The organism is Streptomyces kronopolitis (assembly GCF_050953795.1).
Lineage (GTDB): Bacteria > Actinomycetota > Actinomycetes > Streptomycetales > Streptomycetaceae > Streptomyces > Streptomyces kronopolitis_A.
Window position 1 is genome coordinate 3,490,647 of the sequence record NZ_CP191850.1, and the last position, 13,315, is coordinate 3,503,961.

The 13,315-nt window shown below is 73.6% G+C and carries 10 protein-coding genes; 3 read left to right on the forward strand and 7 right to left on the reverse strand.

Features of this window, described 5'->3' with window-relative positions; genetic code table 11:
- Nucleotides 1–57: 57 nt before the first annotated feature.
- The gene (locus ACQP17_RS15295; RefSeq protein ID WP_433856808.1) at nt 58–612 is read left to right on the forward strand and encodes a YbaK/EbsC family protein; all 555 of its coding nucleotides are present in this window, start codon (nt 58–60) and stop codon (nt 610–612) included.
- Nucleotides 609–1,454, forward strand: coding sequence for an EamA family transporter (locus ACQP17_RS15300; RefSeq protein WP_364884179.1), 846 nt, complete (start codon nt 609–611; stop codon nt 1,452–1,454). The genes ACQP17_RS15295 and ACQP17_RS15300 overlap by 4 nt, the downstream gene beginning before the upstream one ends.
- A gap of 489 nt (nt 1,455–1,943) precedes the next feature.
- Here ACQP17_RS15300 and ACQP17_RS15305 read toward each other — a convergent pair whose 3' ends face one another.
- The 6 genes from ACQP17_RS15305 to ACQP17_RS15330 all read right to left on the reverse strand — a co-directional run bounded on the left by ACQP17_RS15305 (nt 1,944) and on the right by ACQP17_RS15330 (nt 9,210).
- On the reverse strand, nt 1,944–3,167 hold the full coding sequence (locus tag ACQP17_RS15305) for a serine hydrolase domain-containing protein (protein ID WP_433856809.1): 1,224 nt from the start codon (nt 3,165–3,167) through the stop codon (nt 1,944–1,946).
- A gap of 79 nt (nt 3,168–3,246) precedes the next feature.
- Nucleotides 3,247–4,026 (reverse strand): energy-coupling factor ABC transporter ATP-binding protein, encoded by a 780-nt coding sequence (locus tag ACQP17_RS15310; RefSeq protein WP_433856810.1) that lies wholly within the window; start codon nt 4,024–4,026, stop codon nt 3,247–3,249.
- On the reverse strand, nt 4,014–4,775 hold the full coding sequence (cbiQ, locus tag ACQP17_RS15315; RefSeq protein ID WP_433856811.1) for a cobalt ECF transporter T component CbiQ: 762 nt from the start codon (nt 4,773–4,775) through the stop codon (nt 4,014–4,016). The genes ACQP17_RS15310 and cbiQ overlap by 13 nt, the downstream gene beginning before the upstream one ends.
- A 1-nt stretch (nt 4,776) precedes the next feature.
- Nucleotides 4,777–5,910: an energy-coupling factor ABC transporter permease gene (locus ACQP17_RS15320; protein ID WP_433856812.1), complete on the reverse strand. Its 1,134-nt coding sequence runs from the start codon at nt 5,908–5,910 to the stop codon at nt 4,777–4,779.
- Between the two features lie 383 nt (nt 5,911–6,293).
- The gene (locus ACQP17_RS15325) at nt 6,294–8,525 is read right to left on the reverse strand and encodes an MMPL family transporter (RefSeq protein WP_433856813.1); all 2,232 of its coding nucleotides are present in this window, start codon (nt 8,523–8,525) and stop codon (nt 6,294–6,296) included.
- Nucleotides 8,526–8,634: 109 nt separating this feature from the next.
- Nucleotides 8,635–9,210 carry a TetR/AcrR family transcriptional regulator gene (locus tag ACQP17_RS15330; protein ID WP_364882886.1) on the reverse strand — a complete coding sequence of 192 codons (576 nt, stop codon included), beginning with the start codon at nt 9,208–9,210 and terminating at the stop codon, nt 8,635–8,637.
- 247 nt (nt 9,211–9,457) lie between these two features.
- Between ACQP17_RS15330 and ACQP17_RS15335 the strand changes: the two genes are divergently transcribed.
- A complete protein-coding gene (locus ACQP17_RS15335) occupies nt 9,458–12,817 on the forward strand; it encodes a S41 family peptidase (protein WP_433856814.1) in 3,360 nt (1,119 codons plus the stop codon).
- Between the two features lie 140 nt (nt 12,818–12,957).
- On the opposite strand, the gene ACQP17_RS15340 is transcribed toward ACQP17_RS15335, so the two are convergent.
- A complete protein-coding gene (locus ACQP17_RS15340; RefSeq protein WP_433856815.1) occupies nt 12,958–13,197 on the reverse strand; it encodes a hypothetical protein in 240 nt (79 codons plus the stop codon).
- Nucleotides 13,198–13,315 lie beyond the last annotated feature (118 nt).

The following is a 13,315-nucleotide window of genomic DNA, read 5'->3' on the forward strand; positions in this document are numbered from 1 at the left end:
TCTCATCGGCCGGAAGACGGTCGCATGGCCCGTACACCTTTGGTTAGCGTGCGGGCCATGAACGATTCCCCGTCCGACACCACCCCGGAGACCACCGGCTCGGCCGCCCACCCCCGCTTCGCCGAGGCCCTCGCCGAGCGGGGCCTGACCGTCGAGGTCCGCCGCTTCCCCGAGGCCACCCGCACCGCCGCCGAGGCCGCCGCGGCCGTCGGCTGCGAGCTGTCCCAGATCGTCAAGTCGCTGATCTTCACGGCCTGGGGGTCTCCCCTGTCCGAGGGAGGCGGCGAGCACGGGGAGGGCGAGCCGGTGCTGGTCCTCGTGGACGGCTCCGCGCGGGTCGACACCGAACGGCTGCGCGCGGAACTCGGCGCCGACCGGGTCGGCCGGGCCGACGCCGACCTCGTGCGTGCGACCACCGGCTACGCCATCGGCGGCGTACCGCCCTTCGGCCACCTCCGCCGCACCCGCGTGCTGGCCGACCGCGGACTGCTCGCCCACGAGACGGTCTGGGCCGCGGCCGGCACCCCGCACACCGTCTTCCCGCTCGACCCCGCCGCCCTGATCGAGTACGCCGGGGCCCGTGTCGTGGACGTGCGCGAGCGCGCCTCGTGACCCCGCTCGTCGTCGCGGCCGTCCTGCTGGCCGCCGTCACCCACGCCAGCTGGAACGCCATCGCCCACGGCATCCGCGATCAGCTCCTGGCCTTCACCCTGGTCGGCGGCGGCGGGGCGCTCTGCGGCCTGGCCATGGCCACCGTCACGCCGCTCCCCGCCCCGGACGCCTGGCCCTTCCTGCTGGCCTCGGCCGTGCTGCACATCGTCTACCAGGTACTGCTGATGCAGTCGTTCCGGCTGGGCGACTTCGGCCAGATGTACCCCATCGCCCGCGGCACCGCGCCCCTGGTCGTCACGGTCCTGGCCGCCGTCTTCGTCCACGAGGTCCCCGACGGCTGGGCACTGGCCGGCGTGGCCCTGGCCTCCGCGGGCCTGGTCGGCGTCGCACTGTGGGGCATCCGCGGCACGGGGAAGCGCCCGCACTGGCCGGCCATCGTCGCCGCGCTCGCCACCGGCCTGGCCATCGCCTCGTACACCACCGTCGACGGCCTGGGCGTCCGCGCCTCCGGCACCCCCCTCGGCTACATCGCCTGGCTGATGTTCCTCGAAGGCGTCGCGATCCCCGTCTACGCGCTGGCCACCCGCCGCCGCCAACTCCTCACCGAGCTGCGCCCCTTCGCCCTGCGCGGACTGGCCGGCGGCGTGCTCTCCGTCTTCGCCTACGGCCTGGTCCTGTGGGCCCAGACCCGCGCCCCGCTCGCCCCCATCGCCGCCCTGCGCGAGTCCTCGATCATCGTCGGCGCCGCGATCGGCGCGGTCTTCTTCAAGGAACGGTTCGGTGCGCCCCGCATCGCGGCGGCGGGACTGATGGTGATCGGGATCGGCCTCATGCTTACGTAGCCTGGCGGCCCGGCGGACGTGCTCGGTGCGGCACCGTGTCTTTCGCCTTCGGCGGGGGGGGTGGGGTTGGTTGGGCGGGGGCGCCTGGGGTTCGTGGTAGGTGCCGGTGGCGGTCCTCCGGGGCCTGTGTTGTGGACTGCTTCGCTTTACGTCCACAACACAAGCCCCTCCGGCCCACCCCCTCCCGTCCGGATCGGCGCCCCCGCCCGGTGGGGGGAGTGGTCAAAAGCCAGAAGCTTGGCCTCCTCGTGGATGGGCCGAGCTTCTGGTTTTTGTCTTTGACACTCCCCCCACCGGGGTGGGGCCCCCACAACTACGGGAGGGGGCAGGGGCGGAGGGGTGTGTTGTCGGACGTAAAGCGAAGCAGTCCGACAACACACCCCGGAGCCCCTGCCACCGCCACCCCCACACAGCAACCGGGACCCCACCCCACAACCACCCCCGCCCCCGCCGAAGGCGGGAAAAACCCACAGAAACAAAAACGGCGGATCACCCGGCAACGCGGGAAGCCGCCAGCGCAAGCGCTTGCGCACGGGGGTCCGCCGTCACATTTCGTTGCATGCCGTTGGTGACGTAGCCGATGGCCAGGCCGGTGTCGGGAGAGGCGGCCGCGAGGGCGCCTCCGCGGCCGGGGTGGCCGAAGGAGCCCGGCCCCAGGAGCGGAGAGGCGGAGCCGTGCAGCATGAAGCCGAGGCCGAAGCGGGTGTCGACGAGGAGGGTGCGGTCGGGGCCGGCGGATTCCTCGGTGCGGGCGAGGGTGAGGGTGGCGGGGGCGAAGAGCCGGGGGTGGCCGTCGACGGGGCCGATGAGGGCGGCGTAACAGCGGGCCAGGGAGCGGGCGGTGGCGATGCCCGCGGAGGCGGCGAGTTCGGCGGCCCGGTAGGCGGGGGCGTTCTCGTCGGGGGCCGGGGAGATCGCGGCGAAGGCGCGGCTGGTGAGCGAGTGGGGGTCGGCGTAGGCGTCGGCGACGGACTGCTTGGGGCGGACCCGGAGTCCGGAGGCGGCGGGCCGCGGCGGTGCCTCGACGGCGGCGAGCCGGCCGACGCGGGACCGTGCGGCCTCGGGGAGTCCGAGCCACAGGTCGAGGCCGAGCGGCCCGGATATCTCCTCGGCGATCCAGGTGCCGAGGGTGCGGCCGGTGGCCCGCCGTACCAGCTCGCCGAGCAGCCAGCTGTAGGTCTGGGCGTGGTAGCCGTGGTCGGTGCCGGGCTCCCAGGCGGGTGCCTGGGCGGCGAGGGCGGCGGGGCCGCTGACGCCGTCGACGGCCTCGGCGGGGGTGAGCGGGGTGTCCAGCACCGGCAGTCCGGCGCGGTGCGAGAGCAGGTGGCGAACGAGGACCCGTTCCTTGCCGGCGGCCTTGAACTCGGGCCAGTACGTGCCGACCGGGGCGTCGAGGTCGAGCTGTCCGCGCTGGTGCAGCAGCAGCGGGACGACGGCGGCGATCCCCTTGGTGGCGGAGCGGATCACCTGGGCCGTGCCGGCTTCCCAGGGCACGGCCTCCCCCTGGGCGTCGCCGTCCTTCGTCCCGCCCCACAGGTCGACGACCTTGCGGCCGTGGTGGTAGACGGCGACCGCCGCGCCCCGCTCGCCGCGCCGGTCGAAGTTGGCCACGAAGGCGTCCCGGACCGGCTCGAAGCCGTCCTCGACCGTGCCCTGGACGTCCACCACTGGTTCCTGCTTCCCACTCAACCGTCGCCTTTGTGACCCATCCATGGTGCAACGTGCGGATCGGTGCTGATGACCAGGACGGTAGTGGGTGGCGTTCGTCACACGGCCCGGGCGCCGCGGTGGGTCACAGGGGGACGTCGACCGAGCGCGGGTCGAACCCGAAGGGGAGTTCCAGGCGGTGGGTGCGCATCAGTTCCTCGTCGCACAGCAGCTCCTGGGTGGTGCCGTCGGCGACGATCACCCCGCCGGAGAGCACCACGGAGCGCGGACACAGCTCCAGCGCGTAGGGCAGGTCGTGGGTGACCATCAGGACGGTGACGTCCAGCGACCGCAGGATGTCGGCGAGTTCGCGGCGGGAGGCCGGGTCGAGGTTGGAGGAGGGCTCGTCGAGGACGAGGATCTCGGGGCGCATCGCCAGGACGGTGGCGACGGCGACCCGGCGGCGCTGGCCGAAGGAGAGGTGGTGCGGCGGGCGGTCGGCGAAGTCCGCCATGCCGACCCGGGTGAGGGCCTCGGTGACACGGGCGTCCAGCTCCGCGCCGCGCAGTCCCGCGGCGGCCGGCCCGAAGGCGACGTCCTCGCGGACGGTGGGCATGAACAGCTGGTCGTCGGGGTCCTGGAAGACGATGCCGACGCGGCGGCGGATCTCCGCGAGGTGCTGCTTGGCCACCGGCAGTCCGGCGACCGCGACCGTGCCGGCGCCCGCGGTGAGGATGCCGTTGAGGTGGAGGACGAGGGTGGTCTTGCCGGCGCCGTTGGGCCCGAGCAGCGCGACCCGCTCGCCGCGGCCGACGGTCAGGTCGACGCCGAAGAGCGCCTGGTGGCCGTCGGGGTAGGCGTAGGCGAGCCGGGAGACGGCGAGGGAGGGGGCGGGTGCGGGCGTGGTGGTGCTCAAAGGGTCCATCCCAGGAGGCAGACGGCGAGCGCGGAGAGCGGGAGAGCGGCCGCGCGGGTCCATTGTGCGCGGGTGGCGCCGGACACGTCGACGACGGGCATGGTGCCGGTGTAGCCGCGGCTGACCATGGCGAGGTGGACGCGCTCACCGCGCTCGTAGGAGCGGATGAACAGCGCGCCGGCGGACTTGGCGAGCACGCCCCAGTGCCGCACGCCGCGCGCCTCGAACCCGCGGGACAGTCGCGCGATCCGCATCCGGCGCATCTCGTCGGTGATCACGTCGCCGTAGCGGATCATGAAGGAGGCGATCTGGACGAGCAGCGGCGGCATCCTGAGCCGTTGGAGTCCCTGGAGCAGTTCGCGCAGCTCGGTGGTGGCGGCGAGCAGCACGGACGCGGCGACGCCCAGCGTCCCCTTGGCGAGGATGTTCCAGGCACCCCACAGGCCGGAGGTGCTCAGGCTCAGGCCGCCGACGTCCACCCGCGGGCCCTCGGCGACGAACGGCATCAGCAGCGCGAAGGCGACGAACGGCACCTCGATCAGCAGCCTGGTGAGCAGGAATCGGGCGGGGACGCGGGCGGCCGTGGCGGCGAGCGCGAGCAGCGCCGCGTAGAGCGCGAACGCCCAGAGCGCCTCGCGCGGGGTGGAGACGACGACGAGGACGAAGCAGAACACCGCCGCGAACTTGCAGTGTGCGGGCAGGGCGTGGACCGGTGAGTGCCCGTGCCGGTAGAGCTTGTGGGCGTGGCCGGCGCCCATCTCAGACGCTCTCCGGGGCGGGATGCCCGTCGCCCGGGCCGGCCGGCTCGGCGGCGGTGGCGCCCTTGCGGCGGCGCAGGACGACGAACACGCCGGTGCCCACGGCCAGCGTCGCGCCGACCCCGATGACCCCGGCCAGGCCGCCGGACAGCCGTGCGTCGGTGATGTCCTTGACGCTGTAGTCGGCGAGCGGGGAGTCCTTGGCGGCGTGGTCCTCGGCCTTGGCGTCGATGCCCTGGTCGTGGGCGACCTTCTCCAGGCCGTCGGGGCTGGTGGAGGCGTAGTAGCTGATGCCGCCCGCGCACACCAGGGCGGCGGCGAGCCCGGCCAGCCAGACCGTGCGGGCGGAGCGGCGGGGGGCGGTGGTGGCCGCGGCGGCCGGGACCGGCTCGGCCTCCGGGGCGGCGGGCGCGTCGGCCGGGGCGGCGAGCGGCGAGGTGCGCAGCTCCAGCGGGGCGGTCAGGCCGCGCGCGCCGTGGACGAGGTCGGGGCGGACGGCCATGACGGCGCCGACCGTCAACGCGGTGATCGCCGCCTCACCGATGCCGATCAGCACATGCACGCCGACCATGGCGGTGAAGACCTTGCCGATCGGCACGTCCGCGGTCCCGCCGAGCGCGTAGAGGGCGGTGAAGGCCACCGCGGCGGCCGGCACCGACACCAGCGCGGCGACGAACGAGGCCACGGTGATCGAGCGGCGCCGGCGCGGCAGCACCTTCACCAGCCCGCGGAACAGGGCATAGGCGACCACGGTCGTCACGATCGCCATGTCGGTGATGTTCACGCCGAGGGCGGTCAGCCCGCCGTCGGCGAACAGCACGCCCTGCATGAGCAGCACGACGGAGACGCACAGCACGCCGGTGTACGGCCCGACGAGGATCGCCGCCAGCGCACCGCCCAGGAGATGTCCGCTGGTGCCCGCCGCGACCGGGAAGTTCAGCATCTGCACGGCGAAGATGAACGCCGCGACCAGTCCGGCCAGCGGCGCCGTGCGCTCGGCGCCCGCGACGGCGCCCGCTCCCGCGCCCGCCAACTCCCGCCGGGCGCCGCGCAGGCTGACCGCGACCGCGGTCGCGGCGACCGCGCCGGTCGCCAGCGACACCGGCGCATCGATGAATCCATCGGGTACGTGCATCAGGGTTCTCCGCTTCAGGTTCCGCAGCCCACCCATGGTGGTGCCTCCTGCAAACGTGTTGCAAGAGCGCCCATGATGCGAAACGGCCACGGCGGCCCCGCACGCGGGGTCCCGACTGGCGGCCGCCCGATGAGTGGTACGTGAGTGCGAACGGGGCGGACGAAGAAAGCCGCGCGCCCCCTTTCCGCCCATACGGAACAAACGGCCCGGCAACGGCCCCCGTCCCCACGGGGAGGCCGTTGCCGGGCCCTCCTGGTGCGCCGCTCCCGTCCCCACGGGCGGGGCGCCCGCTCCGGGGTGCCGCTCCGCTCATACAGCGGTCCCGGAGGTCTCGGTGCGCCGGCCGGCGACGGGTGGCCGCCGGCCGGCGCGGTGCCGGATCGTCAGACGCGCTCCGGTGTGCGGGCCTCCCGCGCGTCCGCCTCGCCGGCCGGGTTCTCGCGCAGCCCCTCGCCCTCGACGTCCACGTTCGGCAGGACGCGCCCGAGCCACCGGGGCAGCCACCAGGCCGCGCGGCCCAGCAGGGCCAGGACGGCGGGGACCAGGGCCATCCGGACGAGGAAGGCGTCGAAGAAGACGGCGACCGCGAGGCCGAAGCCGATCATCTTGATCATCGAGTCGGAGGAGCCGATGAAGCCGGCGAAGACGCTGATCATGATGACCGCGGCGGCGGTGACCACCCGGGCGCCGTGCCGGAACCCGGTGACGACTGCCTCGCCGGGGCGTTCGCCGTGGACGAAGGCCTCGCGCATCCGCGTCACGAGGAAGACCTCGTAGTCCATCGCCAGACCGAAGACCACGCCCACCAGGAAGATCGGCATCATGCTCATGATCGGCCCGGTCTGCTCGACCCCGAACAGGTCGGCCAGCCAGCCCCATTGGAAGACGGCGACGACCGCGCCGAGGGCCGCCACCACCGACAGCAGGAAGCCCAGGGCCGCCTTGAGCGGGACCAGCACCGAGCGGAAGACGACCATCAGCAGCAGGAAGGCCAGGCCGACGACCAGCGCGAGGTAGGGCACCAGGGCGTCGTTGAGCCTCTGCGAGACGTCGACGTTCATCGCGGTGGTGCCGGTGACCAGGGTCCGCGCGCCGGTGTCCGCCGCGATGTCGGCCGTCTTCGACCGGATGTCGTGGACCAGGTCCTCGGTCGCGACGCTGCTCGGCTTGGACTTCGGGACGACGGTGAGCCGCGCGGTGTCGCCGGCCTTGTTGAAGGCGGGCGGGGTGAGGACGGCGACGTCGTCGAGCCCCTTGACCTTCGCGGCGACCTGCGCGGCGGCGGACTTGGCGCTCTGCCCCTGGTGCACGTCCCGCGCGTCGACGACCAGCATCAGCGGGCCGTTGAAGCCCGCGCCGAAGCCGTCCGACACCAGGTCGTAGGCCTTGCGCTGGGTGGTGTGGGTGGGCTGCGAGCCGTCGTCCGGCAGGCCCAGCTCCAGGGAGGCGGCGGGGACCGCGACGGCGCCGAGGCCGAGCACCACGGCGACGAGGACGAGGACCGGGCGGCGCAGCACGAACCGCGCCCAGCGGGTGCCCATGTTGGGACGGCCCGCCGCACCCGTGGCGCCCTGCCCGCCGTTCTCCCCGGCGTCCCGCTTCTTGCGGGGCAGCACCCGCTTGCCCGCGAACCCCAGCAGCGCCGGGATGAGGGTCAGTGCGATGAGGACGGCGATGACGACGGTGCCGGCCGCGGCCAGGCCCATCTTCGTCAGCATCGGGATGTTGACGACGGCGAGGCCGACCAGCGCGATCACCACGGTCAGTCCGGCGAAGACGACCGCGGAGCCCGCGGTGCCCACCGCGCGTCCGGCGGCCTCCTCCCGCTCGCGGCCCTCGGTGAGTTCGGCGCGGTAGCGGGAGACGATGAACAAGGCGTAGTCGATGCCGACGGCCAGGCCGATCATCATCGCCAGCGTCGAGGTCGTCTTGGACAGATCGAGCGCGCTGCTGAGCGCGGTGATGGTGGAGACGCCGATGCCGACGCCGATCAGCGCGGTCAGCAGCGGCAGCCCGGCCGCGATCAGCGCGCCGAAGGTGACGACGAGGACCACCGCGGAGATCGCGATGCCGATGACCTCGGTGGACCCCGTCTCGGGGATGGCCTGCAGCGCGTTGCCGCCGACCTCGACGGTCAGCCCGGACGTCCGGCCGTCCTTGGCCGCGTCCTTGAGGGCGTCCTTGGAGTGGTCGCTCAGCTCGAAGCCGGTGACCTTGTAGGTGACCTGGGCGTAGGCGGTGCGGCCGTCCTTGCTGACGGTCTTGGCGAGGTACGGGTCGGCGACCTGGTCGACCTGGTCGGAGCCCGACTTCAGGGCGCGCACGGTGCGTTCGACGGCCGCCTTGTTCGCCGGGTCCTTCATGGTCTCGCCCTGCGGTGCCCGGAAGACCACCCGGGCCGTGGCACCGTCGGCGTTGGCGCCGGGGAACCGCTGGTCGAGCAGGTCGAAGGCGCGCTGGGCCTCGGTGCCGGGGACCGAGAAGGAGTCGGCGGCCGGGGCGGCGGCGGTGGCGGCTCCGACTCCGGCGACGGCCAGCAGGGCCACCCATATCAGGGCGACGAAGCGGCGCCGCCGGAAGGCGAGGCGTCCGAGTTTGTACAGGAAGGTGGCCACGAGACCGGGTGCTCCCGTCGTGAGAGGGGTATGGAGGCGTGCGCCATCGCCCCGGCGACGAGAGCGGCGTGCCGGGTACGGAGGCCTGGGTGAGGGTCGGGCGGGTGGGTCAGACGCCGAGGGCGGGGAGGACCACGGCGTCGAGATAGGCGGACAGGAACGTGGCGTCGGCGGGACGGTCCTCGATGAGCTGACGGGCGATGAGCGCGCCCACGAGCATGTGCGGGGCGAAGTCGAGCGCCGGACAGTCGGCCGCGATCTCCCCCCGGTCGATGCCGCGTTGCAGCATGGCGTTCAGCCCGGTCACCTCGGGGTCGAGGAGCACTTCGCGCAGGGCCTGGTGGAGATCGGGATTGCCGTGGATGGCCATGCCCAGACCGCGCATCAGCGCGGCGTCCTTCTCCACCTTCCCGTGTTCATCGGCCCGGCGGACCAGTTCGGCGAAGTCGCCGCGCAGGGTGCCGGTGTCGACATCGCCGGTGCTGACCGGTTTGCAGTGCCGCAGCGCCCGGGCCACCAGCTCCGGCTTGCCCTGCCACTGGCGGTAGAGCGTGGCCTTGCTGGAGCGGGTCCGGGCGGCGACGGCGTCCATGGTCAGCGCGTCGTATCCGACCTCGCGCAACAGGTCGAGCACGGCGTCGTAGAGCTCGGCCTCCCGCTCGGGAGTCAGCCGGCTGCGTCCCATGGCACACACCTCCGTCCGGACCGTATCAGCGCCGCCACACACCGTAGGCGAACGAAACTGTTTCGTACACTTAGACCGTAGCGAGCGCCGTAGCGAAACGGAACCGTTTCGAAAGTGGTCTGCGTCACCCGATCGACTTGCCGCCGCTCCCCCGTCCCGAAACGATGGGGGCGTGAGCGATGCACCCGAGGCCGTCGGGCCGCGCCCGGAGCCTAACCCCGTGGGGCCTCGTGGCCGCCTGCGCCGCATGCCCGCCTCCCCGGCCCCGCCCACCGGCTCGTATCTGCGCTTCCCGCATCTGCACGGCGAACTGCTCTGCTTCGCCGCCGAGGACGATCTGTGGGTCGCCCCGCTCACCCCGGAGGGCCGCGAGCCCGGCCGTGCCTGGCGGCTGACCGTGGACCGCACCCGCGTCGGCCACCCCCGCTTCTCGCCCGACGGGCAGCACCTCGCCTTCACGACCTGGCGCAGCCTCGACCCGGAGGTGCACCTCGCCCCGGTCGAGGGCGGCCCGGCCCGCCGGCTGACGTACTGGGGCAGCACCGATGCCCGGGTCTGCGGCTGGACGCCGCCCGATCATGAGGGCAACGCCCACATCCTCGCGGTCTCCTCGCACGGCCAGCCGTTCTCCTACTACTCGTGGGCCTACACCCTGCCGACCGACGGCGGCACGGCCGGCAAGCTGCCCTGGGGGCCGGTCTCCGACCTCGCGGTCACCGACGTCGACGGCGAGCGCCGCACCCTGCTGCTCACCGGCAAACCGCCGCACGAGCCCGCCTCCTGGAAGCGCTACCGGGGCGGGGCGACCGGGCGGATGTGGCTGCACGGCACCCGGCTGATGCCGGAGCTGCGCGGGCACCTCGACTCGGTGATGTTCGTCGGCGGCCGGATCGCGTTCCTCTCCGACCACGAGGGCATCGCCAACGTCTACTCCTGCCTGCCCGACAGCACCGACCTGCGCCGGCACACCGACCACGCCGACTTCTACGCCCGGCACGCCTCGACCGACGGCTCGCGCATCGTCTACCAGTGCGCCGGCGACCTCTGGCTGATCGACGACCTGGGCCCGGACGCCGTACCGCGCCGGCTGGACGTGCGCCTGGGCGGGCCGCGGGCCGGCCGGCGGACCTACCAGGTCCCGGCCGCCTCGCACGTCACCTCGCTCGCGGTGGACACCACCGGGCGGGCCAGCGCGGTCGGCGTCCGCGGCAGTCTGTACTGGCTCACCCACCGCGACGGCCCGGCCCGCACCATCCACGACACCCCGGGCGTGCGCGTCCGGCTGCCCGAGATGCTGGGCTCCACCGGCCGGATCGCCTACCTCACCGACGCCGAGGGCGAGGACGCGATCGAGATCACCGACCTGCCGCGGGCCAGCGAACCCGGCGGGCCGCGGCGGCTGGCCGCCGGTGAGCTGGGCCGGGTCCACGAGATGACCGCCTCCCCCGACGGCGACCGCCTCGCGGTGGCCTCGCACGACGGCCGGCTGCTGTTGGTGGGGGTGGCCCGCCCCGAGGCGGAGGGCGGCACCGGCCCGGAGCCGGCCGACGGCACGGTCACCGAACTGGTCCGCTCCACCAACGGCCCGGTCCGCGACCTGGCGTTCTCCCCCGACTCCCGCTGGCTGACCTGGTCGCACCCCGGCATCGGCCGCACCCTGCGGCAGATCAGGATGGCCCGGCTGTCCGACGGGCACATCGTGGACGTCACCAACGGCCGCTTCGAGGACGAGCAGCCGGTGTTCACCCGCGACGGCCGCTATCTGGCGTTCCTGTCCTGGCGCGGCTTCGACCCGGTCTACGACGTGCACACCGGCGATCTCTCCTTCCCGCTGGGCTGCCGCCCCTACCTCGTCCCGCTGTCGTCGGCGACCCCCTCCCCCTTCGCGCTGTCGCCGGAGGGGCGGCCCGCGGCGGGCGGCCTGGACCCGGACGAGAATCCGCCGCCGCCGGGCGAGGGGCCGGTGCTGGTGGAGGTGGAGGGGCTGGCGAACCGGGTCACCCCGTTCCCGGTGGCGGCCTCCAAATACTCCTCCCTGGAGCCGGTCAGCGGCGGCGGGCTGGTCTGGCTGCGCTGGCCGATCTCCGGCGCGCTGGGCGAGACCTTCGCCAACCCCGCCGACACCTCGGGCCGCCCCACCCTCGAACACTTCGACCTGACCAAGGCCCGGCGCACCGAACTCACCAGCTCCCTGGACGAGTTCGCGCTCAGCGGCGACGGCTCCCGGCTGGTCGTCAACGACGAGGGCGAACTGCGCGCGGTGCCCGCGACCGAGCCGCCGGACAGCGATTCCACGGTCTTCCTGGATCTGCGGCGCATCCTGCACGACGTCCAGCCGGCGGCCGAGTGGTACCAGGCGTTCGAGGAGGCGGGCCGGATCACCCGGTCCTACTTCTGGGACCCGGGGATGTGCGGCATCGACTGGGAGGGGGTGCTCGCGCAGTACCGGCCGCTGCTCGACCGGGTCGCCAGCCCGGACGAGTTCGCCGACCTGATGCGCGAGGTGCTCGGCGAACTGGGCACCTCACACGCGTACGTCACCGGCGCCCGGCGCAACGAGGGCCCGCCGCACTACCAGCGCGCCATGGGCCTGCTCGGCGCCAACTTCGTGCACCGGGACGGCCATTGGGTGGTGCAGCGGATCCTGCCCGGCGAGTCCTCGGACTCCAAGGCCCGCTCGCCGCTGGCCGGTACGGGCATCCGCGAGGGCGCGGCGCTGACCCATGTCGACGGCCGCCGGGTGGACCCGTCGGCCGGACCCGCCCCGCTGCTGGCCGCGGCCGGCGGCACCACGGTGGAACTCACCTTCTCCCCGCCCGACGGCGAGGGCCCGGCCCGCCGGGTCGCGGTGGTCCCGCTAGTCGACGAACGCCCGCTGCGCTACCAGGACTGGGTGGCCAAACGGCGGGCGGTGGTGCGGGAGCTGAGCGGCGGGCGGTGCGGCTATCTGCACATCCCCGACATGGGCGGCTCCGGCTGGGCGCAGTTCAACCGCGATCTGCGGATGGAGGTCTCCCGGCCCGCGCTGATCGTCGACGTCCGGGGCAACGCGGGCGGCAACATCTCCGAGCTGGTCATCGAGAAGCTCACCCGCACCATCATGGGCTGGGACCTGACCCGCGACGCCGAGCCCGTCTCGTACACCTCCAACGCCCCGCGCGGCCCGGTCGTGGCGGTCGCCGACGAGATGACCTCCTCCGACGGCGACATGATCACCGCGGCCTTCAAACTCCAGGGCATCGGCCCGGTGGTGGGCATGCGCACCTGGGGCGGGGTGGTCGGCATGACCGGCCGGCACCGGCTCGGCGACGGCACCACCATCACCGTCCCGATGAACGCCGCGTGGTTCCGGCTCTACGGCTGGGGCGTGGAGAACCACGGCGTCGAGGTCGACATCGAGGCGCTGCGCTCCCCGCTGCACTGGGCCGAGGGCCGGCATCCGACCCTGGGCGTCGCGGTGCGCACGGCGCTGGAGTTGCTGGAGCGGCATCCGGCGGCGACCCCGCCGGACCTGTCGGACGTCCCGGACCTGCGGCGTCCCCCGCTGCCGTCGCGCGGCGCGGGCACCTCCGGGGAAGCCGGGGAAACCGGGGAGGCCGGAGCCTGAAGCGGCCGCGCTCCCCGGGGTTCACGGCCGGGGAGGGCACGGCCGGCGGCGGGCACGCGGTGAGGCGCACCCGGTCGACCGGGTGCGCCCCTCACGCATGGCGCGTACGCCGCCCCGCGTGATGTTCAGGACGTGCCAACTCAGCTCTGGTGACGACCCTCGGCCGCGTCCATCGAGTCCTGGGCGGGCTGACGGCCCTGCTGGCCGCGCTCCCGCGGCTGGCCCGGACGCTGGCTGCCCTGGTCCTGACGCTGGCCGCCGCGCTCCTGGTCCTTGCGCTGGCCGCGCTCGTGACCCTGCTCGCGAGAGTCACCCATGGCGTGGGGCTCCTGGCCCTTGCGCTCGTTGGCCTTGTCCTGGAACTGGTCCTTGATGCCCATGCTGTTCACTCCTAGTGGGGTGTAGGGGGGTTGTGACCCCGATTCAGCGTGACACGCCCGGACATTGCTCGCACTTCGATCACGAACCGATACTCTCCGTGACGCCTGGCCGCTCACA